This is a genomic window from Clostridium sartagoforme (genome assembly GCF_039521405.1).
Classification (GTDB): Bacteria; Bacillota; Clostridia; order Clostridiales; family Clostridiaceae; genus Clostridium; species Clostridium sartagoforme.
Genome location: NZ_BAAACH010000038.1, coordinates 1 through 25013, shown reverse-complemented (window position 1 = coordinate 25013; position 25013 = coordinate 1). Strand labels below are relative to the sequence as shown.

Sequence of the window (25013 nt, the reverse complement as noted above, 5' to 3'; positions counted from 1 at the left end):
CAAATACTTTTTTAACACCTTTAATTCCAGCTGTTATAGTTGCATCTTCCTTAACATTCATTTCAAAGATTATACTTGAGCCTTCTTTTAATAATTCTTTATCTATTAAGCTAAATGGTATTAATATAGTATTTTCTCCATTTTTAATTTCTAAAGATCCATTTCCATTTTTTATAGCTTCTATATCTTTTATTTCAAGCTTAATTTCATTTGATGGATTCTTTATAACTATTTGATTTTTTCCGTTAGGATTTTCTATCTTTTCAACTACATTTTCTACAGGATCAGGATTTTCACTATCTGCTTTTACAGTAACTTCACATGTAGCCTTAAAGTCTCCATCCTTTGTTGTTACTGTTATTGTTGCTTTTCCTTCTCCTACTGCTATTACTTTTCCATTTTCATCAACCTTTGCAACTTTTTCATCACTTGAAGTCCAAGTAACTTCTTTATTTGTTGCATCTGATGGTAAAATACTTGCTTTTAATTCTAAGCTTTCATTTATCTTTAATTCTGCTGTTGTCTTGTCTAAACTTACTCCTGTTACTTTTACTTCTTGAACCTCTTTACCAACTACTATTCTACCTTCAACTGAATAATTTACATCCCCAAGTTTTTTAATATAAACTTCTAATGCTTCATCCAATGCTTGGAACTCATTTTCTGTTTTAGCATTCTTAAAGTGTGGATATTCATCTCCTCCAGCTGCCATAAAATCATTTGTAGCAACAAGATATTTTGCATTCATATCTAATGCTTTTCCATCTATAGTTATGCTAAATACTCTATTACCAGCTTCTTTATCCTTATCAAACGCATATTTTATACCTGCTACATGAGTAAATTGTCCTGCAGTTGCTGGATATGATTTAACTCCATGTTCAAGAATATCTTTAATTTGCGCTCCTGTTAAATACTTAGTAACTATAAAGTTTCCAAATGGAAGGACTTTAACAACTTCTCCCTTTGTTATTTCACCTTCATTTATGCTATCACGTATTCCACCACCATTTGTTATGGCAATTTGAGCACCTGTTACATAAAGCATTGCATCAGTAATTAAGTTTCCAAGATTAGTTTCTTTTGTTCTAGCATTTTCTCTTGCTCCGTCTAAAACAACCTTAGAATTTCCTATTACTTTTGATAAAATAACATTTTGTGCATCATCAATTTCCTTTATTTTGGATGTTACAGTTTCATCTGCCTCTATAGTAGATGCTGTACTCTTTGGAATTAAAGTTGCAACTGTATTTACTAATTTCTTTGTTTCTTTATCCACAATAATTTTTACTTGTCCAAGATTTGCTTCATATTCCCCTGTACTTACTATTATTGTTCCATTATCAGCTTCAAGTCCTGTTGGGTATTTGCTATGACTATGTCCATCTACTATAATATCAATACCTTCAACAGCTTTTGCTATCATTGGAGAAGTTATTTCACTAGAATCATCTGTTCCAATATGAGCTATTGCAATTATTACGTCTGCTCCTTTTGCCTTTAATTCTCCAACTTGTTTTTTAGCACTTTCTATAGGATCATTAAAGTTTATTCCTATAACATTATTAGGATTAGTCTTATATGCTGTTTCTGGAGTTGATAACCCAAAGAATCCTACCTTAACTCCATCAATTTCCTTTATTATATTTGAATTTAATAATGCTTTATCTCCCTTCATAACATTTGAAGAAATTATAGGAAATCCATTACTGCCTTCTGATGCCATATTAGCAAGTTCTAAAAGTCTTTGATATCCATAATTAAAGTCATGGTTACCTGGAGTCATTACATCGTAGCCTGCAAGTTTCATTAAAGTTACAATATCTGCTCCTTTATTCATAGTTGCAAATGGCAAACCATGTAGAGTATCTCCCGCATCTACTAATATAGAGTTTGGTATGCTCTTCTTAATTGCTGATATTGTGTCTATTCCAATAACACTTGAATCACTCTTAACTCTACCATGAGTATCATTAGTATGAAGTATTGTGATTTCAACATCATTACTTGGTAACTTTTCAATTTCAGCTGAATCCCTAACTCTCAATCTATGACTTCCCGCTGGTTCTTCTGATGCCAGTCCTATTGCAGAAACCTTATCTCCTACATTAATTCTAGCTTTCCATTCATCATCTACTCCTGGATTTTTGCTGCTTCTAATATATCCTTCAACATAAACCCTTGCTTCCCCAGTTCCATCATTTACAAATATATCTTGTCCAACAATTCTAGTTACTCTTCCTTCTACTTTTACTAAAAGTCCTTCTTTTACTTCAAGCATACTGTCCTTAGTTGAAAGTTTAGTAGGTTGTACTAAGTTAATATTTTCATCTATAATTTTTAATCCTAAACTTTCATTTTTAAGCGCAACTTGTGCATCACCTAAATATGAGGATACTTTTCCTTGAATTCTTACTTTTTGTCCTAATTTCACTGATGTGGTTGAAACTCCAAATATAGTTAATCCACCTGTTTCATCTTGAACATAAATAACATCAAAGAATGAATTTCCTGGTGCTGCAATATTAGATGCTGCAGTTACATACCCTTCAACTACTACTGCTTCACCAAATCTATCTGGAAGATTGTTATTATCAGCATCTACTCTAACATCAGCAATCTTGCTTACAGGAAGCTCTGGTGCTGAAGCAAGCTCTTTAAGAACTTTTTCAGTTATTTGGTAGTTAGAATAATCTAAACCATCCATTTCAAAGTTTGAGAAGAATGTAGCTCCTGATACTACAACTTTAGCTCCATTGTCTAAAGTTTCAACGGCTAATCCTACAACATCACCTTTTCCTACAATTGTATTATCACCTTGTTTATCAGCATCATTTCCGTAAGTAGTTTCATGTCCTCTTACTAAAACATCAATATTTGATGTATCAGATGGCATTGTAAGTGTTGATCCACTATAAAAACTATATTTCTTAGTAGTGTCTATTCCATTCATCCAACTGCTATTTGTGTTATAATCATCAAAATATAATCTGTAATTTTGACCGCCATTTTCATTATCATCAGTAGCTTGGTCATCATTAAATCTTATTTTAGCTCCTATTGCTTCAAGTACAGAATTCCCTTGTCTTGCATTTCCATACTCATCTTTAGCGTCTCCATAATCAGCCTTAGAAGTTATTGCAATATTTCCTCCATTTTTAACAAATCTAGCTATTGCAGCTAATTCGTCCTCAGTATATTTTTGAGGTGTTAATCCATATGCATCTTTTACCGTACTTTGAGGATCTGACATTATAAGTAGTGATGCTCCCTTTAGTACTTCATCTGTTATAGGTTTAGTATTTATAATTGATTTTATTTTATTTTGAGCCATTAATGCAGTTAATGTAGTAACTTTTCCTGAATAATCTCCGGATACATATTGATTTTGATGTGCACCATCTATAACGACCTTAGAAACTTCATTAGCTCCTAAAACTTCAACATCAATAGCTCCTTTAAATTCCTTAACTGTTCCATTTATAGTAGCTGTCACTTTTACTTGGAATGAATAATCTCCAGCTTTAGTAAATGAATATGGTAATTTAGCTACCACTGTTGAACCTGAATCTACTTTTTCAATAGTTTCAGTTTTTATAGCTTCACTTCCATTATTTACATAATATTCTACTTTAATATCATTTATAGCTGTTGCTTCATTATTATATATAGTAGTTCCTATATTAAATTCTTCACCAGCTATAATTACTTCTGTATCAGAATCTACTGTAGAAATTCCAAAGTTTTCTCTATCTCCTACCCAAATTGCTGATGTTACAGCTATATCTTTATCTGCTTGATCTACTCTTACATAATAATATGAACTATTTGATTTATCTATTGAAAAATTCCATTCTTTAACCGTAGAATTTATATTATCAATAGATTGTATAACCTTGCCTCCATCACCAATTATTGATATCTTCTTTATATTATCCCCATTATCTATATCTTCAACATTTACTTTGAAATCTAATTTATCTGTTTTAGGTAATATAGACCCCATAGTACTTCCATTAACTTCATAAGAAATTCTTAAGTTTTCATCTTCAGTTGCATAAACTCTTCTTTCTTTTATTGCATCATAAACAGAGTCTCTTGAAAGGTCTGAAGCTTCTATAACAGTTCTTGCAGTGTTAGCATTACCCCATTTGCCTTTATGGTTATCTTGGTTATTTGTTGGAGCAACATGCCATCCCTTATCTAAAGCTCTTGTATAATACTCATATGAAGGGAAGTATCCAGAACTTCTAATAGCTCCTTCACCATTTCCGACTTCAATTAGTGTTACTTGTTTATCTATTTCAGCATCATAATATGCAAAGTCACTAAAATCTCCAAATGTTTTTCCAGGGTGATTTAATTGTGATAATGATTGCTTTTGTGTTTTTAAAGTATTATAGTAATTCTTTAAATCCATTTTACTATTTGTTCTTGTTTCAAATCCTGGTGTATTGAAAGTGTTCATATGTCCATATCCACCAGTTGATCCTGACCAAGTCATTTCATATCCATAAATAGCAACAAAATCTCCATCTTTATTGTATTTATCTGCTGCACTTAATCCTTTATTCCAAGCTTGACTCATTGATCCATCAGCTATATTAGCTAATTTATCATTATCAAACCAATTAGAGTGATCTGTTACAGCTAAAAAATCTACTTTTGCAGTATTTTCAGCATATTGATATGCTTCATCTACTGAACCTGTACCATCGGATATATTAGTATGAGAGTGAAGTTGTCCAAAATATAAATTTTTACTTACTTCACCAACTGTAAATTTCCATTCCTTTGAAGTTAAGTTTCCTAATGTGTCCTTAACCTCAACTAAAACCGTATGAGTACCATCATCTAAATCTTCTGATACAGAATATTTTATAGTTTGATTGTCTTTAGATATGTTAGCGGTTACATCATTTCCGTCAAGTAATAATTTAACTGAACTCATATCTACGCCTGATTCATCATTAAATGTTGCGCTAACTTCAGGTTTTCTTAAATTTCCTATATTTTGTCCATTAGATGGTTTTAAATCTGTAACTGTTGGGCCAACTTTATCTATAGCCTTATTTACAGTTACTTTACATTCTGCTTTTATATCAGTTTTTATTTTTGATTTAACTTCTATAGTTGTTTGTCCCTCTTTAATAGCAACAACTTTTCCATCATTATCTACTGTTGCTATTTCAGGATTTAAACTTATATATTCAACACCTTTTTCTGTTGTATTTTCAGGGATATAAGCAAGTGTTAAGCTTTTATTTTCTCCAACTTCTAAAGATATGTTTGCATCAATATTTAATCCAGTTAATGCAATATCTACAGCTGAATAACTTGAACTTCTAGGTGTTGGTTCTTTTGCATAAAAATCATTTTCATTATTGTTTGTATCCCAACCGTTAGTTTCTCCATCTGAAGAACCGTTATTGTCCTTACGTTGAATACTTTGAGTGTTACTCATTCCCTTAGCAGTACTATTTCCTTCTGATTCATTAGCTGTTCCTATACCTACTAAGTCAATGACTTGTGAACTATTGTCTATAAGTCTAACTTTACAGTCGGTACCACTCATCGCTATTTTACCATCTGTTACATCTGGATTGGGTAATTCATCTGTTCCATTTGATCCTTTTGCTTCTTGTATTAAGTAATATCCATTACCTTTAATAACTCCTGCTAAAATAGTAACATTTGTTGTTCCTACAAAACTACCTGTTTTGGATGCATACTCTATTTTCCAACCATCAATGTTTATATCAGTATCAGTTGGATTATACAATTCAATGAAATCGTTTTTATACTTCGCTCCACCATTTCCTCCACCGCCATAAACTTCACTTATTACTACGTTATTTGCTTTTTCTGCTTTAACTTCTTTTACTGGTACTGTTACTAATCCTAATATCATCGTAAGTGTCATAAATGAGCTTAACAATCTGCTTTTTAAAAGCTTTTTCATATTCATCCCCCTTAAAATATTTTTAATAAGCTCTTGATATAAGTATTTATTCCTATATCTTTAATTAATTATGTCTGACTTATAATGCAAATTTTAAATAGAATTTTTTTGTACCGACCTCAAGAAATCCCCCCTTTATTCTTTCTAATTTAATTTTATCACTTACTCCCTCTTCTTCAAGTTAAATGTACTTATATTTGGTAATTATTTTAATACATATATCGACACTATCTTTAAATTTTATATTTTAGCACTTTACATATTATATATTTTTTTGAAATTATTTTATTATCCAACGTGTTATATTAAAGTTTTTCGTATTATGTTAAGTAAATTATACTTGTTACGTTAAGTAAAATTTTAATCAAATATATTTAATATACTTAATAAAAAATGGATTATATTTTATTTTTAAAATATAATCCATTTTATTTTTAAATTTAATTGTTACTATATTACTTTAAATACTCTTTCTTTTTGTTAAATACAAAGAATATTCCAGCACCTACTATAATTAATCCTATTACTAATGAGTAAATTGGATTATTTCCACCTGTTGCTGGTAAAGAACCTCCATTATCATTTCCATTATTAGAAGCTTTTTCTGCAATTATAAACTTACTAAAGTGAGGAGTCTTAAATGTTACTTCATTTCCATTTATAGTTGTTTCCATTTCTTTAAATGTCTTAGTTTCTTCATCATAATAGAATACTGCTAAATTTCCTTTGTTTAATCCTTTTAAGTCCTCATCACTTAATTTTAATGTTATTGTTGCAACTCCGTCTTTAAAGTTATGAACTTTAACTATATTATCTCCATTCTTAATTAATAGGTTAAGTTCAAATACTTTTTTAACACCTTTAATTCCAGCTGTTATAGTTGCATCTTCCTTAACATTCATTTCAAAGATTATACTTGAGCCTTCTTTTAATAATTCTTTATCTATTAAACTAAATGGTATTAATATAGTATTTTCTCCATTTTTAATTTCTAAAGATCCGTTTCCATTTTTTATAGCTTCTATATCTTTTATTTCAAGCTTAATTTCATTTGATGGATTCTTTATAACTATTTGATTTTTTCCGTTAGGATTTTCTATCTTTTCAACTACATTTTCTACAGGATCAGGATTTTCATTATCTGCTTTTACAGTAACTTCACATGTAGCCTTAAAGTCTCCATCCTTTGTTGTTACTGTTATTGTTGCTTTTCCTTCTCCTACTGCTATTACTTTTCCATTTTCATCAACCTTTGCAACTTTTTCATCACTTGAAGTCCAAGTAACTTCTTTATTTGTTGCGTCTGCTGGTTCAATGCTTGCCTTTAATTCTAAGTTTTCATTTATTTTTAATTCTACAGATATCTTATCTAAGCTTATTCCTGTTGCTCTTATTACTGGCACTTCTTCTGCTGCTACAGTAACCTCACATACCGCCTTAAAGCTTCCATCCTTTGTTGTAACTGTTACTGTTGCTTTTCCTTCTCCTACTGCTGTTACTTTTCCATTTTCATCTACCTTTGCAACTTTTTCATCACTTGTTTCCCAAGTAACATCTTTGTTTGTCGCATCTGCCGGTGAAATACTTGCCTTTAACTCTAGACTTTCATTTATCTTTAATTCTGATGTTGTCTTATCTAAGGTTACTCCTGTCGCCTTCACAGCTTCTGGTTCTGCCGTACAGTTAACCTTCATTGTTATTTCCTTAGTTGCTTGTGAAGCTCTACCATCATCAGTGTACCAAGGTAAATCAATAGTTTCTTGTGTTGGCTTTATACCAAGTTTAAATTCATTAATACCAGATTGTAATTTTATTCCTTCCACATATACATTACCATACTTATCCATAGCGTTAGGATATAATTCATTTATATCTTCACCATTTATTGTAAATTTAACTCCATACGGAACGCTAGCTTTTAAGGTAAATTCTTTATCAGAAGTCTCATATTCAATATCTTCTCCATAAGAAATTCTTGGCATTGAAACCATCATTGGCATATCCACCCAACGTAGTACATAATCATCAACTACCATTGAGTTTCCACCTTGATTCTTAACGGTCAACTTCATATTAGTATCAGTAGAACTATAAGACCAGTTTCCATAATCCTCTGTATCATTTTGAATACGATTATGACTTGTAAATGCTTCTGTAGTCCATGAACCTCTTGTATATTTATATTGAATACTCTTTCCTGCCATCATTTTAAATTTATATTCTACTACATCTCTAGATGTTGCACCACTTGGAACTGTAAGTCTTCCACCTGAAGCATTCCATCCATTTAAATCTCCAGCAATATAAATATCGTCTGTAGCAGGTGTATAATTTGGAATGTGTAATCTTAGTGTTACATCTACCATAACTAATTTTGGAGTAACAGATTTTTCTTCTGAATCAGCTCTATTATAGAACTTATCATAAGCAGCAACTTTATAAGTATAATCTTTATCGTTACTTACTGTAAAATCTACAAATTCTTTAGCAGCTTTATCTACTACAGAAATTTTCACAAATTCATTATTTCCTTCTTTACGATATATTTCAAATCCTTCTACATCTACACCATCTGATGTCCAATCAATTTTTACTCTATTAGATTCCACAACTATATCACTTAATGTAGGTGCATTTGGCGCTGTAGTATCTTCACTATTCATTATAGCTTTCATTGATGCTTCTACTGATTCTACATAATTATCACCAGCATTTGTAGTAGCTTTAGCATAGTACTTATATACACCAGCTTCTGTTGGTTCAAATGATGCATAATAAACCTTTGATCCATCTTCAGCATCTTCTTTATATCTTAGCTTAGTACTATTTGCATTATCCTTTAATGTTCCTTCTTTATAATACATTAACTTAGCTTCAAAGTTTGGAATATCTTTTCCTCTATATTCATTATTATCAGTTAATCCTGGAATATTTACCTTTACAGTTATTTCTTCTGTTTTATTTCCTATTCCAATAGTTAAATCTTTTACTTGCTTAGGTGTGTCAATTGATTCAATAGTATATGATGGAAGTGCAGTTACTGAGTCGCTGAAATCACTTTCTCCTCCATCTTTAACTGCTGTAACATAATAATAATATCTTACACCATCAACAACAGTATTATCTTCAAATCTTGTATTATTTGATGAATCAATCTTTTCAGCCTTTTGTCCTTCAAGATTAGTTCTATAAATATTGTATTTAGCAGCTCCATCAACATCATTCCATGTTAATGTTACTTTTCCTTGTTCTGCATTAGCTTTAAGTCCTTGTACCTTTTCAACATTTACAATATTGTTAGTAGATACCATCATTAATCCTGTTTGAGCTGGAATTGTAATTTGAATTTTTCCATCTTTTACAGTTGATGTTATATTCCCATATAATTCATCTTTTAAACTTAGTCCCTCCGGTAAAAATCCTGTTACATCTGCTTCAATAGTTTTTTCTTGTGATGATTGATTTAATAACAATAATGCTCCTTTTTCAGAATTTCTTCTTGCATAGGCTATTACATTATCACTTGAATATGCTGTTTGAATTTCACCAGTTGCAAATAAATCAAGATTTTCATTTCTTACTTCTGCAGCTTTTTTATAAACGTCAAATAACTCTGAATATCTTCCAACTGCTGAATAATCTCCATTTTCTTCTGAAACTCTGTCCCAAGGAAAACTTCTTCTTGAATCTGGGTCTTTAGTTCCTGTTACGCCTACTTCATCACCATAATAGATAGTTGGAGCACCTGGATATCCCATTTGGAAAATTGCAGTCAATGCTTGAAGCTTTAATGCACTATCTGAAGCTTCTGGAGCAATTTTAGTGTTTTCTTCTTCCCATGTAGGATTGTCTATTTTAGTTATATTTCTAATAGTATCATGAGAATCTACCAAGTTTAGCATAGCTTGCCAAGCTTCCTTTGGATAGTTTTCTCTAATAACTTCTAGTGCATTATTAAAGTTTTCTGCATTACCACTTATTATATAATTTTGAAGAGCAGCTCTAAATTGATAATTCATTACTGAGTCAAATTGGTCTCCTAATAGATAATGAGTTGCAACTCCCCATTCTTCTCCTAATATAACTGGATCATCGATTACATTTCCATTTGCATCTAATTTTCCTGCAGTAGATTTAACAGCTTCTCTAAACTTTTGCCATGTAGCTGTTGATACATCTGGAGCAACGTCTAATCTCCATCCTCTTGCCCCCATCCATATCCATCTTTGAGATGCTGCATATTGAATTTGCTCTTGTGCTTCTTCCTCTGTCATAGCATTTAAATCATATCCAATAACATTTTCTCTATAGTCAACATTATTCCATTCATGATTTCCTGAAATAGCTAATTCATCACCTTCCTGCGGTTCTTTAGCTTCCATTACTGGTAATGAATCATATCCCCACCAGCCTTCATATTTATAATGTTGGTCTTTCTTTTCTAAGCTATTTCCATCTTTGTCCTTTACAATCCATTCATTTTCAACTTTGAACCAGTTTGTAAATTCAAAGTCTTCTGGATAAGAGTAGTTTTTACCTGTTACAGGATTTTTAAGATTTTCAAATTCTTTTATGACTTCTTTTTCTGCTTCATCTTGAGATTTTCCAGCATTTACTTTATCATATACTTTTCTCCAATATTCATAAGCACCAATTTCTGGATACTTTTCATATCTATCAAAGTATATAGAGTCATCACCAACATGGTTAAATACTCCATCTGCTATTAGTTTAATTCCTGTTTCTTCTGATGCCTTTGCAAAAGCTTGATATATTCTATCTGATGCAGCCCTTGTAGCTTCATAATTTAATCCTGAGGTAGAATCTCCTGCTAAGTTGTAAACAGGTTTACCAAACATTGGATCTAAAGATTTATAGTCAGTTGCATCATATTTGTGGTTAGATGCTGCCCATGCTACTGGATTTAAATAAATAACGCTTACACCTATAGATTTTAAATAATCTAACTTTTGTTCTATTCCTTGAATATCTCCACCATAAAACTCATTTGTCCAAATATTATCTGTTTCTGAATTAGGATAATATGGCTTATTTTCTGGAGTACTATGCCTTGGATTTTCTGGATAATCAGTCCACTCACCCCATACTTGTGATTGTGAAGGTTCACCATTAACTCCACCATCAAAATATTGAAGTTTATATGGTTTGATTTCTCCATTTTCTAAAGTATATCCTCTATATCCATCTATTAACTTTGCTCTGTTGTTGTCTTCATTTCCGTCAAAGAATCTATCTGGAAATATTTGATATACTATAGAATTTTTCATCCAATCAGGAGTTTTATAATCCTTAGCATATACTGTTAAATTATAAGGTAATGCTCCTTCTTCTGCAGTAGTGCCACTTCCACCACTTAAATTATCATCACCATATTCAACCTTAGTTTTACCATCAACTAGTATAAATTTATAACCCCATATTCCAATACCTTTAAACTCTGTTTTTGGTATTATTGCTTCATAATAATCTGTTTCTCCTATTGTAGTTGCTTTTCTCATATCATAGCTTTTTGCTATTCCACTTCCATCAATAAGTTCAACTTTTGCAACTTGAACATCATCTTTAGCAACTCCAATTCTTAATGTTAAATCTTCTGTTTCTTCTTTTATTGCACCAAATGGTTTTTTATATGTTATACTTCTTGAATCAAATTTTATTGCTGATTTATTTATAAGTCCATCAAAATTTCCTTCTGTTGGCTTATAGTTATGAGTTAATATCTTATCCCCTTTGTAATTAATTCCAAAGGTAACATCTGCTTGATCTAAAACATTAACTACTAAATTTCCTTCTTGTGAACCATAGTTTTCATTATCCCAACTTGCTCCAAATACCACCTTAGCTTCAAACTTTCCTACTGGTAAATTCCTTTGTAGCTTGTACACACTTCCATCAAAGTTATAATCAACAAACATTTGCTTAGCATTTGCAGGAGCCCAAGTTCCTTCACCAAATACTTCTTGAATGTCCCCAACTAATCTTGGCCATTTATCTGCACTTAATTCTGGAACATATTGAGTTAATCCGTTAACTCCAGCAATATTTATTCTAATCTGATTTAATTCTTCATTAACATAAAAATTAACCTTAGTTTTTTCAGTTAAATTTAAAATAAAATTATCGCCATTGTTACTAAATCCATCCCATGTTCCATTCTTTACAATTTTAAATTGATGTTCACCAGCTGGTAAAACTGTTGAATATTCATAAAAATCGTCAACTAAATGTTTTAATTGAGTTTCTGAATTGTTTGGATTCCATCCTTGGAAAGAACCTGCAACATACCATTTACTTTTTCCTCCAGGTTGATTAACAAGTTCATCTGCAACTACTCCACCCTCTTCTGGAGTTTCTTCAACTAATGCTGGTTTAACATAATAAGTTTTATTGTCATCTTGCTTATAATAAACTTCTAGATTACCATTGCAATCTAAGTATGCTAAGTCTACTATTCTTTCAAAACTATCTTGTTTTTCCCAATTTCCATATTTCCCCTTAGTCCCTATTGTCTTCGAAGAATTTGTAATTCCTGTATATGAAATTGTTGTTTCGCATCCAAATTCATTATCCTTATCAAAGATGCCTTCTACTCCAGTAGCCCCTTCTGTAATCCAGTTCCATAAAGACCATCCTTCATAATCTTTATTTAGTCTATTATAATTAACTTTAATATTAATTTTATCAAAGCTCTTGTATAAAGGTTCATATACTATACTTTTAGGCTCTACATTATCACCACTATCTAATTTTCCAGCTGTAATTACAATTTCAGTTTCTCCTTTAGATAGGTCATATTTAACATCCTTTGTTGCCTTTGTTTCCCATTCGCCTTTTTTTATTATTATTCCAAGTTCACCAGATGTAGGTACATTAATTACTGCATATACACCCTTTTCATCCTTATGTGTAAATTCAATTACATGTCCATCCGTATTTGGCCACCATGCCCAGATATTCCATCCAGCATAGTCACTATCTTCTTTAAAGAATCTAACTTTAACCTTTTGACTTTCAGTAGTTTCTGCTTTAACCACATTATTAGGTATAGGTATTAATGTTAAACAAAATAGTATAAGTGTAAAGATGCTAAATTTAGCTTTGTGTTTTAAGACACTTTTTCCCCTCATAAAAAATCCTCCTTTTTATATTAAATTATCAAAGATCTTTCGGAAACGTTTCCATTGTTGAGTTCATATATTTATTTCATATAATTTTTTATAGAAAACGCCTCTTATCCCAATTGTAATTCATCATTGTAAAACTTTCCATACATTTTAATTTTTTTGTATATTAGTACAAAATTATAAAATATTACCTATATTAATAAAATTCTTCTTATCTTCTAATATCATCTATATACTTATATGAGTTTCTGACAACTTATTTTTTTTAACAGCTTGTCAATTTCCAAAATATGCTTCATAATAATATTATAGTAATTAAATTGTTAATTTTTGGGAGGTTTTTTATGCAAAAAAATTTTTCTTTGACAAAAAAAATATTCATTTCAATGTTCCTAGGAGCATTGTTTGGAATTATTATTCAAAATTTAGAATCTGACTTAATTAAAAATACTATTATATTGAATGGTTTTGTAAAGGTTTTATCTAATCTTTTCTTAGCATCAATAAAAATGATGGTTGTGCCTCTTGTATTTATTTCATTAACATGTGGTGCTGCTTCCATCGAAAATATAAAAAAGCTTGGAAGAGTTGGAGGAAAAGTATTTTTATTTTATCTTTCTACAACATGTATTGCAATAACTATAGGCATATTATTTTCTATTCTAATAAAACCTGGCATTGGTCTTGATATGTCTCATCTACTAATAAGTGAACCAACAATTTCACAGGGTAATTCATTTATAGACATAATAATTGGAATAATTCCTACTAATCCTTTCAAATCTTTTGTGGAAGGAGATATGCTTCAAGTAATTTTCTTTTCAATCTTATTAGGTCTATCTATAAGCATGGTGGGAGAAAAAGCAACTATAGTAAAAACTTTTTTAAATTCATTAAATGAAGTGATAATGAAATTCGTTCAAATAATAATGAATTTTGCTCCTTTTGGAGTATTTGCATTAATGACAAATACTTTTGCAACCATTGGATTTAATGCCATGATGCCACTTATCAAATATATGATTGTTATACTTCTTTCACTATTGATACATTCAATTTTCATATATGGAGGACTATTTAAATTTTTTACTAAACTAAGTATAAAACCTTTTTTAAGAAAATTTATTAAACCTGCTTCTATAGTTTTTTCAACTGCTTCAAGCAATTCTGCTTTACCTGTTACTTTAAATGCTATGGATGAAATGGGGGTAGATAATTCTATTTCTTCATTTTCTATTCCTCTTGGGTCCACTATAAATATGGATGGTACTGCTATAATGCAAGGTGTAGCTTCAATATTTATTGCTCAAGTCTACAATATTGACTTAAGTATAACTAGTATTTTAACTATTATATTAACAGCTACATTAGCTTCAATTGGAACTGCCGGTGTTCCTGGAGTTGGCATGGTCATGCTTTCAATGGTACTTCAATCAGTAGGACTTCCAATAGAAGGCATAGGATTAATTATTGGTATAGATAGAATTTTAGATATGTGTAGAAGCACTATTAATACAATGGGGGATTGTATATGTACTATTATTGTAAGTAAATCTGAAAATTCCTTTAATGAAGAGCAATATTATTGCGATATAAATAGTATGGAGAATCTAAATAATCTATATGAAAATGCTGATAATTCTATTTAGAATAATCAATAATATTGTACTTTTAAAATTAATATTATTTAATCCTGCAACATTATAAATTTAAAAATATTTATTGACAAGATTTTATCTCATTGCTAAAATGATATAGTTAGTATAGTTTAACTCAAAGTTTACTATTACTAAACTTTTATATATTTTTAGGAGGTTTCATGAGTGAAGCATTTTTGCTAATTAAATATCTATCTATCGGATGGAATTAAATTTATAATTTTGGAGGGATTTTTATGAAAATTGAACAACTTGGAAGACATATTTTAGTGGAATACTACAACTGTGATAAAGAGATTTTAAAGGATCATGCTATTATAGAGGAGCATATGAAAGAAGCTGCTATTGCTTCAAATGCTACAATAGTTACTAGTTGTTTCCACAAATTTAATCCCTGGGGAGTAAGCGGTGCCGTTATAATCCAGGAATCTCATCTTACAATTCATACATGGCCTGAATATGGTTATGCATCAGTAGATCTTTTTACATGTGGTGATACTGTTAATCCTTGGCTTGCATTTAAGTATCTTGAAGATGCACTAAAAGCTGAAAGAAGTGAATCTACTGAAGTTGCAAGAGGTTTAGTTGATAAGGTTAAGGCCTTTTCCAACGGAGCATATGATAATATTCAAGTAAAACATAAAATGGAGGGTTAAGATATGGATATGGAATTATGGTATACTGAAAATCAAACTCAAAATGTAAATTTTTCTATGAAGGTTAAAAATCATTTGTATTCTGAACAAAGCCCATTTCAAAAAATTGATGTATTAGATACTTATGAATTTGGGAGAGTACTTGTAATTGATAACTGGACAATGGTTACTGAAAAAGATGAATTTATTTATCATGAAATGATAACTCATGTAGCTATGGCTACTAATAAAAGTATAAAGAATGTATTAGTAATAGGTGCTGGAGATGGTGGTACTGTTAGAGAATTAACAAGATATAAAAATATTGAAAATATAGATATGGTTGAAATAGATGAAGCTGTTGTTAAAGCTTCAAAAGAGTTTTTACCTTTTACATCTAGTAAATTAGATGATGAAAGAGTTAACTTATTTTTCGAAGATGGAATTAAATTTGTTAAAGGTAAAGAAAATTTATATGATTTAATTATAATAGACTCCACTGATCCAATAGGACCTGGGGAAGGATTATTTACAACTGAATTTTATAAAGATTGTTTTGCTTCATTAACAGAAAGTGGAATTCTAATAAATCAATGCGAAAGTCCTTACTATCCGCATAATGCAAAGGAAATGAAAAGATCTTTCAGTAAACTTAAGGGAATCTTCGATATTTGTGAAGCTTATCAATATCATATGCCTACTTATGCTTCTGGTCATTGGATGTTTTGTTTTGCATCAAAAAAATTACATCCCTTAAAAGATTTTAATGCTGATAAATGGAATTCTTTAAATTTATCAACTAAGTATTATAATACGGACTTACATATAGGAGCATTCATGCTTCCGAATTATGTTAAAGAATTATTAAATGATTAGTTAATATAAAAGCTTATGTATTATCCAATACATAAGCTTTTATATTTATGTACAATATTAATCTATTATTTTCACATTAGTTATAATTATATATATTATATTAATATATAAATGATTATAAGAGGATTAAGCATGTATATAAAATCTACTAATTTACAAAATAAAGACCTTTCACTAACAGTTTATACCAATACAGCACTAGTTAATGAAACTAGAGAGATTTTAAAGCCTAAACCTGATTCTAACCCCTATGTCACTATTGAATATTTGGACATAAGTAAGTTTTTAAATGAAACTTCTGTTATTGTATTGGGGGTAGATGATTTTGCAATGATTTTTAACTATATTTGTTGTAATGCTAAAGACTCAAATACAATATCTTGTAGTAATTGTGAAAGTTTAATTCCTAATTCAATTTTAATTAAAGGGACAGATAAAAAACTAGATAATATTAAACTAAGCTATCTTACTGATAATATAAGATGGTCTAGCAGTTATGTAATAATTTTACAAGAAGAAACTCTAGAAATTCACTGTTGGTTTAATCTTGTAAATAAATCTGGAATAGATTATAACAATACAACATTAAAAGTTATTGCTGGAGATGTTAATTTAGCTTATAAAAACTTGTATTTACTTAATACTCCTATTCAATCTACGAATCTAGAAAGTTCAATAGTTGATAGTGGAATTATTGATTACTATATTTATACTATTCCTGGCAAATATTCTTTTCTTAATAATACAATAAAACGTATAAAGAATTTCTTTAGAGGAGGAATTAAATATACTAAACTTTATGATTTTGGGTATGACTCTATAAATGCTAACATAGTAATTAAATTTCAAAATACAACTGAAAACAATTTAGGATTTCCACTTCCATCCGGCAGTATAAACTCATATACTAAATATGGGGAAAATTTAGAATTTGTTGGTGGTAGTTCTATAAAAGGTATTGCAAAAGATAGGGAAGTTTCTTTTGTAATGGGAAAAGCCTTTGATGTTACTTCACAGAGAAATTTAATTAATTTTCAAAAATACAAAGATTATATGTTTAAGCAAGTTCTTTATATAATAACTAACACAAAAGATGAAGAAATTCCTATAAAAATATGTGAGCCAATTTTTGCTCCTTGGGAAATAGATTATTCTACTGATAAGTATGATATTGATGCAAATGGTAATCCATGTTTTAATATAACTGTGGGTCCTAACTCTAAAAAGGATATACTTTTCAATTATAAATATGATGTCAAATCTACTTAAAATACAAGGTACTATAGAATTACTTTTCTATAGTACCTTGTATTTATTTCTTTATTTTAAATATATCTATTGAGATATTTAAATTATTTGAACTTTCCATAGCCTTATTTGTGTTGAGCATAGTTTCATCTGATTTATTGCTTGCATCAACAATTTTATTAGATATATTAGTTATTCCGTTGCTTCCCTCTATTGTTGCTTTAGATACTCCATCCATAATATCTGATATTTCTTTTATTGATATTAATAAATCACTAGAAATTTTATTAAATTCACGTACAATACTATCTATTAATTCTCCATCATTTCTGTAAGTTTCTGTAACAGTTATCATATTGGAGAATTCTTTTTGTAAATCCTCATCCATAAATTTAATCAAATTATTAGAGCCATCAATAAGACTGTTAACCGCACTTGATATATCGTTTCCTGTTTCTTTTATCTTTATTACAGACTCCTTAGAAGCTTCTGCCAGCTTTCTTATTTCTTCAGCTACAACTGAAAATCCTCTTCCTGCTTCACCAGCTCTTGCAGCTTCTATAGATGCATTTAACGCTAAAAGATTGGTTTGTTCTGTAATTTCTATTATTATTTCAGATAATTCATAAATCTTATTGATTACCTTAGTTTTATCTATTGCATCTTTTAGTGACACTTTAGAGTTGTATAAGATATTATTTGTATTTTCTAATCCTAAACTAACAGAACTTTTATTATCTAATGCTCTCTTACTTATTTCACTTGCTATCTCCGCTCCTTCATTTGCCTTGTTAGCAATTGATTCTATAGATAATTCAATACTCTTAATTGAGTGATCGATTTCCTGTGTTGATGCAGAGGTTTCTTCCATTACTGCTGTTATTTCTTCTGAAGTTGCTGCAATATTTTCTAATGAATCATTTAGATTATTCATATTGTCGTTTATGCTTATTATAGAAACTTCTGTATTTTTTGATTGTACTTTAACATTTTTTATCAAATTACTTAAAGAATCTTGTATTGTTCCTATATATTTCAAGATTATTCCAAGCTCATCTTTTCTATTTGAAATTTTCTTATCAATTCCTCTTGAAAAATCACCTTTTGAGATTTCTTCCATCTCTCTTACTGCTAATTTTAATGGCTTGATAATATTTTTAGTTATAATAGCAGCAGCTATTATTCCAATAAAAAATACTGCTATGATACTAATAATTAGTAATGATATTAATTTATCTACAGCTTGTTCATTTTCTGTTTTTATATTTTCAGCTAAGGTGTTCGTATAATTTGAAAGTTTATTTAATTCATATCTAAAACCTTCACCTAAGTTTATCTCTATTTCCTCTAATTTTTTCTTGGCTTCACTTTCATTTCCTGATAAAGCTAAATCAATAACTTTTTTTTGTTCTGCTCTGTATGAGTTTAATTTAGTTTCTAACCCTATTATTGCCTTGCTTGTATTTTCATCAATATATATATTTTTATAATTGCTAAAACTTTCATTAAATTTTTCTTCACTATTTATTATTTTCTCATGTTCTTCTTTTTGATATTCTTTATTCTCACTATTTAGAATCATTTTATAAATGCTTGCTTCAATACTTCTCTCTTCATTTATGCTATTATTTAGATTTAATACTGATAAAAAGTTCTCATTATACATTTTTTGCATTCTTTCATCAGCCTTATTAATTTGAAATATACCAATTCCACCAATAACAAGCATCATTAATGTCAATGTAGTAGTTAATATATATATTTTTACTCTAACCTTTAAATTTTTAATCATACATCCACCTCGCTAACATTTTTGTATTACAATTTAATTATCCAATAATTTATATTTTTAGTCAAAATATAAATTATATATTGTCAAAACTTTATAATAATTGTCAATATACTATATGAAAAAGTTAACATTTATCAATTTAATTTTTAGTTGCTGTTATAAATTAATATAATCTTAAATATATTCAGTCACCTATACCATTATAAAATTATAATAGTAAAAAATAAACAGAGCTATAAAAACTAGCTCCGTTTATTTACTGTAAAAATATTATATTTCTACTATACCTCTATTCTCTATGCTTTTAGGTATATCTATAACTCTTTGATTACTTGAGCCTCTATACTTTAAAGATATATTTCTTTTATTTATTTCAAATCTACCATCAACTAATACATCTACAAAAGATAACATAGCCATTCTGTCTTCATTTTTTAATATATCTTCATATAGATATCCTGACCATAACCAAATACTTTTTTTAGTTTCATCTTTTATTCTCTTTAATAAATTATATAAATCCTTGTCTTTTATTTGATCCATGGGTTCTCCACCTAAAATATTAACTCCATTTACATTAGTATTTTTAACATACTCTATAAACTTGTCTTCTATTTCTTTGGTCCATTTATCTCCATAATTAAAGTTTTGTAAATCTTTATTAAAGCATCCTTCACAATTATTAGTACATCCACTTACAAATAATGTTGTTCTTACTCCAGGTCCATTACTAACATCAAATTTTCTTATTTTAGCATAATTCATTTATAAAACCTTCTACTAGTATTTTTTTAAGATAAGATATTATTTATGTCTTATCTAATATATTTATAAACCTAATAAATGTTTGTAAATATATTATAAATGTAAAACTCTATCTCCTATTTCTGCTGTTCTCCCTTTATTCCAGAAATTTGTTCCTATATATCCACAAGTCCTTCTCATAACTTGCATCTCTGATTCGTCCCTATTTCCACAAGATGGACAAACCCATTCTAAGTTTTCATCAAGTTTAATTTCTCCAGTATATCCACATTTATAGCATATATCTGGCTTTGTATTTATTTCTGCATATTGTATGTTGTGATATATAAAATTAATTACTTGTTCCACAGCCTCAAGATTTTTTGACATATCAGGAACTTCTATATACGAAATACATCCCCCTAAACTTATATTGTGGAATTGAGATTCAAATTTAAGTTTGCTAAATGCATCTATTTCTTCACATACATGCACGTGATATGAATTTGTGTAATATAACTTGTCCGTAACATTTGGTATTACGCCAAACTTACTTTTATCTATTCTGCAAAATCTATATATTAAGTTTTCTGCTGGAGTTCCGTATAAACTAAAACCTAATCCAGTTTCTTCTCTCCACTTTTTGCAGCACTCATTCATATGATTCATTACTTCTAATGCAAACTTTTCTCCCTCTTCGCTGGTATGACTTGTTCCTAACATAGCTTGAACCATTTCATAAATACCAACATATCCTAGTGATAATGTGGAATATCCATCTTTAAGTAACTTATCTATTTTTTCTCCCTTTTCTAATCTTCCAATTGCTCCATGCTGCCAATGAATAGGAGAAACATCTGATAAGGTTCCAAGAAGCATATTATGTCTTGTTAAAAGTGCTTCTTTACAAAGTTCTAGCCTTTGGTTTAACATATCCCAAAATAATTCCATATCTCCATCTGCTATTATCCCAATTTGTGGAAGGTTCAACGAAACTACCCCCTGGTTAAATCTTCCATACCATTTATACTCATTATCCTCAGTTTTAAATGCGCTCAAGTGAGAACGGCAGCCCATTGGTGGAAAAGTATTCCCTTCATAATTCATTCTCATTATCTTAGCTGATTGATAGTCTGGGACAAGTCTTTTTGCTGTACACCTTGCTGCTAATTTAGTTATATAATCATATTTCCCACCTTCTAGACAATTATGTTCATCTAAAAGATATACTAATTTAGGGAAAGCTTCCCCTATTTCTTGTCCTTTATAATTTTTCATTCCTTCTAATCTTTGTTTTATCATTTCCTCACAAATTAAAGCCATTTCTTCTTCGTATTCATTTCCAACTTCAATTTCCAAATAAATAGTAGAAAAAGGTGACTGTCCATTAGTAGTTTGTAGGGTTGATAATTGATACCTAATAGTCTGTACCCCATCTTTTAATTCCTTGTGTTTCATATCCTTAGCTAGTTCCCTTGCTAAGTTTTCATCATTACATTTCTCTATAAAAATATTATAATATTTTTCTTCTGTTATTTTCAAAAATTTAGCTAAGTGTTTTATTGTTATGCTTTGTCCACCATATTGATTACTTGCCACCTGTGCCATGATTTGTGTTGTTACAGTACATGCTGTACTAAACGACTTTGGTGATTCTACAAGTTTGTCATTTATAACTGTTCCATTGTTTAGCATATCTTCTAAATTAATTAAACAACAATTAAAAATATTTGAAAGAGTGTAATCCATATCGTGCCAATGTATCGTCCCCTCATCATGAGCTTGGACTATATGAGTTGGAATAAGTCTTCGTCTTGATATATCCTTTGATACTTCTCCTGCAATTAAATCCCTTTGTGTTGCAGCTATAACTGAATTCTTATTTGAATTTTCTTTTGCAACATCTTCATTAGTTTTATTTAGAAGACTTAAAATACTTTCATCTGTTGTATTAGTATTTCTCTTAAATTCTTGAACTGCTCTATATCCCTCATAAGATTTAGCCGTCACAACTTGTCCATAGTGAACAAGCCTATCATATACATAGGATTCTATTTTATGTATTGTTGGAGTATCACTTTGCTTACTAAAATATTTTTCTGCATCATTTGCTATAAGCTTTGCTATATCAGCTAAATAAATTCCACTACCATTTTTCATAGCTTTAGAAATTGCAGCCCTTATTTTTTTCTTATCAAAATTAGCTACATTTCCATCTCGTTTAATAACCTTCATTTAATACATCGACTCTCCTTAAAAGTTTTAAAACTCTATTATTTTTCTTAATAAACTGATTTTTTAATTATACTATAAATTTCTTTTAATTGCATTTTTACAAATTCTCATTTTTTTAAACAATCCTCTCCAAATTACACTTATCTTAATTTACTTTTGTTTTATACCTATAGTTATTATTTTTAAAGCTATGTTAATTTAATCTTTTAATTATTAAAATAACATAGCTTTAATTTTTATATTTTACTATCTATTATATTTATAAGCTCTTCTGTTTCAGCATTTATTGGAACTCCATCATACCAATTACCTTCATTTATATTTGAGGAGTTTCCAAAATACTTACTTTTTAATATAATTTCAGGCCTATATTCAAAATGTAATATATCGAAATGTTCCCATTTCCCACCCCAAATGAATCCATTATCTTCAAATATCTTTACTAGCTCTTTAGGATATTCTTCAATTCTTTTACTTCCCTTTGACTTATCAACCCATTTCCAATAATCTGAGTTATTTCTATTTAAATCTATTGCTATTGCATATGCATGAGGACTAAGCCTTCCTGTATCTTGAATTACCCTATAATTATAGCCTCCACTTATAGGAAAAATAAAATTATTTATTTTATTTTTATTATTTGCTAATTCCTTTGCTTCATTCAATGCTTTTTTTAAGGCTTCACCAGCTCTCGCGTTCTTATTAAAAGTAATATTTCCGCATAAGGTTGAAATACTAGATAGATTTTTCTCAACTTCTTTCCTATTACCTCCATAAAGTCCATTAAGCAAAGAATAACATCTGCTTCTTCCTGGATCAATGCCTTCCAAAACCTTGTCTATACTTTCTAGAGGATATATCTCTTCTAATGTATCTTGAATATCTGAGTTAGATACTTTAGAATCTCTATTTTTTTCTTTTTTATCATCATATAATATTTTGCTATTATTATTTAAAATTAAGTATATGTAATTGTCTTTTGAGATTTCTATTTCTTTTATCTCCTCTTTATATGCTAGCATCAATACTAATAAATCTCTTTTTGTATTATTTATATATGTATCATCTTCTATAATGAATCCATAGGTATTGTAAGCTAATAAATTCAAAGATAATAGAGTTATAAAAAATGTAGTAATTAAAAATTTTTTCATAGATTCACCTACTTTTTATTTTATAGTTTTATTATTCCAAAGTTTTTTTTTGATACTCTAAATTTTTTTTATTTTTCATTTGAGATTTTATGAATTTATTGTTAATATATAGTAAATACTTTTATAAGGGGGCTATATATGAATACAATAGTTACAAAATTTGGGGGAAGTTCTTTAGCTGATGCTAATCAATTTAGGAAGGTTAGAGAAATTATTTTATCTGATGATAGAAGAAAATTTGTAATACCTTCTGCACCAGGAAAAAGAAACTCTAAAGATTTCAAAATTACCGATCTTTTATATCTTTGTCATGCTCACATCGAATCTGGTATTCCATTAGATGATGTATTTAACCTTATATCTAACAGATATAAAGCTATAGTTTGTGAGCTTGAAATATCTCTAGATATAGATAATTATTTACAAAAAATCAAAAATGACATCGAAAATGGAGCGTCCAAAGAATATGCTGCAAGTAGGGGGGAGTATCTAAATGGTATTATTCTTGCAACTTATTTAAATTTTAAATTTATTGATGCTAAAGATGTAATTATATTCAATAAATATGGAAGTTTAGATACTGATGCTACATATAAAGCTTTAAACAGCGTTCTTTCTAAAAGTGAAAAATCTGTTATCCCAGGGTTTTATGGATCAGATTCTAATGCCAATATAGTTACATTTTCAAGAGGCGGATCTGATGTTACTGGTGCATTGATTGCTGCTAGTATAAACGCTGACTTATATGAAAACTGGACTGATGTATCAGGCTTCTTAATGGCTGATCCTAGGATAGTTAAAAATCCAATGCAAATAAAAAAAATCACTTATCGTGAGTTAAGAGAACTTTCTTATATGGGAGCATCTGTTTTGCATGAAGAATCAGTTTTTCCTGTAAGAAATGCGGGAATACCCATTAATATTAAAAATACAAATATGCCACTTGACCCAGGAACTTTAATCGTTAAAGACATGGAACCAGATTATGATAATCCTATAAAAGGAATAGCCGGTAAAAAAGACTTTACTGTAATTTCAATTGAAAAAGCAATGATGAATACAGAACTTGGATTTTGTAGAAAGGTTCTCTCTATTCTAGAGCAAAACTGTATTTCATTTGAAAACATGCCATCTGGTATAGATACTGTATGTGTAGTTATATCTGATTCTCAATTAAAAAATAAAACTGATATTTTAGTTGATGAAATAAGAAGAACTTGTACTCCTGATTCTATAGTTGTTCATCCCAATATGGCACTTATTGCAACAGTTGGTAATGGTATGTCCTCTAATAAAGGAATTGCAGCTAAAATTTTCTCTGCCTTAAGCTCTAACAATATTAATATTAGAATGATTGATCAAGGCTCAAGTGAAATTAATATATTAATCGGTATAGAAAATGATGATTTTGAAAAAGGTATAAACGCTATTTATAATTCATTTAACTAAATATAAGAATATAGGCAATATAATAATTATTATATTGCCTATATTCTTCAGACTGCTGACAAAGTATTAGCAGTCTTTAATTTTATACAAATATGTAATATAATTAAAAATATAT

11 protein-coding genes are annotated in these 25013 nt (G+C 29.3%); 5 read left to right on the top strand and 6 right to left on the bottom strand.

The window, feature by feature from the left end:
• Nucleotides 1-5962 (bottom strand): 5'-nucleotidase C-terminal domain-containing protein (locus ABDZ60_RS15590; RefSeq protein WP_343779318.1); only part of this gene is annotated, 5962 nt, incomplete at its 3' end.
• Nucleotides 5963-6417: 455 nt separating this feature from the next.
• Entirely contained in the window at nt 6418-13110 is a 6693-nt protein-coding gene (locus ABDZ60_RS15585) for an alpha-amylase family glycosyl hydrolase (RefSeq protein WP_343779316.1), read from the bottom strand.
• A gap of 341 nt (nt 13111-13451) precedes the next feature.
• Here ABDZ60_RS15585 and ABDZ60_RS15580 point away from each other — a divergent pair, with 341 nt between their 5' ends.
• The 4 genes from ABDZ60_RS15580 to ABDZ60_RS15565 all read left to right on the top strand — a co-directional run bounded on the left by ABDZ60_RS15580 (nt 13452) and on the right by ABDZ60_RS15565 (nt 17545).
• A complete protein-coding gene (locus tag ABDZ60_RS15580; protein ID WP_343779314.1) occupies nt 13452-14756 on the top strand; it encodes a dicarboxylate/amino acid:cation symporter in 1305 nt (434 codons plus the stop codon).
• 245 nt (nt 14757-15001) lie between these two features.
• Entirely contained in the window at nt 15002-15421 is a 420-nt protein-coding gene (gene speD, locus ABDZ60_RS15575; protein WP_425544865.1) for an adenosylmethionine decarboxylase, read from the top strand.
• 9 nt (nt 15422-15430) lie between these two features.
• A complete protein-coding gene (gene speE / locus ABDZ60_RS15570; RefSeq protein WP_343779805.1) occupies nt 15431-16276 on the top strand; it encodes a polyamine aminopropyltransferase in 846 nt (281 codons plus the stop codon).
• A gap of 132 nt (nt 16277-16408) precedes the next feature.
• The gene (locus ABDZ60_RS15565) at nt 16409-17545 is read left to right on the top strand and encodes a hypothetical protein (protein ID WP_343779312.1); all 1137 of its coding nucleotides are present in this window, start codon (nt 16409-16411) and stop codon (nt 17543-17545) included.
• Between the two features lie 43 nt (nt 17546-17588).
• Here the strand turns inward: ABDZ60_RS15565 and ABDZ60_RS15560 are convergent, their stop codons facing one another.
• The 4 genes from ABDZ60_RS15560 to ABDZ60_RS15545 form a co-directional block, all read right to left on the bottom strand.
• The gene (locus ABDZ60_RS15560; protein ID WP_016207254.1) at nt 17589-19316 is read right to left on the bottom strand and encodes a methyl-accepting chemotaxis protein; all 1728 of its coding nucleotides are present in this window, start codon (nt 19314-19316) and stop codon (nt 17589-17591) included.
• Nucleotides 19317-19586: 270 nt separating this feature from the next.
• Nucleotides 19587-20081 carry an anaerobic ribonucleoside-triphosphate reductase activating protein gene (nrdG, locus tag ABDZ60_RS15555; RefSeq protein WP_016207255.1) on the bottom strand — a complete coding sequence of 165 codons (495 nt, stop codon included), beginning with the start codon at nt 20079-20081 and terminating at the stop codon, nt 19587-19589.
• 93 nt (nt 20082-20174) lie between these two features.
• Complete coding sequence (gene nrdD, locus ABDZ60_RS15550) at nt 20175-22295, bottom strand: anaerobic ribonucleoside-triphosphate reductase (RefSeq protein WP_343779308.1); 2121 nt, start codon at nt 22293-22295, stop codon at nt 20175-20177.
• Between the two features lie 236 nt (nt 22296-22531).
• Complete coding sequence (locus tag ABDZ60_RS15545) at nt 22532-23449, bottom strand: M15 family metallopeptidase (RefSeq protein ID WP_343779306.1); 918 nt, start codon at nt 23447-23449, stop codon at nt 22532-22534.
• A gap of 138 nt (nt 23450-23587) precedes the next feature.
• Here ABDZ60_RS15545 and ABDZ60_RS15540 point away from each other — a divergent pair, with 138 nt between their 5' ends.
• Complete coding sequence (locus ABDZ60_RS15540) at nt 23588-24898, top strand: aspartate kinase (RefSeq protein WP_016207258.1); 1311 nt, start codon at nt 23588-23590, stop codon at nt 24896-24898.
• Nucleotides 24899-25013 lie beyond the last annotated feature (115 nt).

Coding starts and splice junctions, on each gene's coding strand:
- ABDZ60_RS15580 (WP_343779314.1), top strand. CDS start 13,452: ATGCAAAAAAATTTTTCTTTGACAAAAAAAATATTCATTTCAATGTTC.
- ABDZ60_RS15545 (WP_343779306.1), bottom strand. CDS start 23,449: ATGAAAAAATTTTTAATTACTACATTTTTTATAACTCTATTATCTTTG.
- nrdG (WP_016207255.1), bottom strand. CDS start 20,081: ATGAATTATGCTAAAATAAGAAAATTTGATGTTAGTAATGGACCTGGA.
- ABDZ60_RS15540 (WP_016207258.1), top strand. CDS start 23,588: ATGAATACAATAGTTACAAAATTTGGGGGAAGTTCTTTAGCTGATGCT.
- ABDZ60_RS15565 (WP_343779312.1), top strand. CDS start 16,409: ATGTATATAAAATCTACTAATTTACAAAATAAAGACCTTTCACTAACA.
- speE (WP_343779805.1), top strand. CDS start 15,431: ATGGAATTATGGTATACTGAAAATCAAACTCAAAATGTAAATTTTTCT.
- speD (WP_425544865.1), top strand. CDS start 15,002: ATGAAAATTGAACAACTTGGAAGACATATTTTAGTGGAATACTACAAC.
- ABDZ60_RS15560 (WP_016207254.1), bottom strand. CDS start 19,316: ATGATTAAAAATTTAAAGGTTAGAGTAAAAATATATATATTAACTACT.
- nrdD (WP_343779308.1), bottom strand. CDS start 22,295: ATGAAGGTTATTAAACGAGATGGAAATGTAGCTAATTTTGATAAGAAA.
- ABDZ60_RS15585 (WP_343779316.1), bottom strand. CDS start 13,110: ATGAGGGGAAAAAGTGTCTTAAAACACAAAGCTAAATTTAGCATCTTT.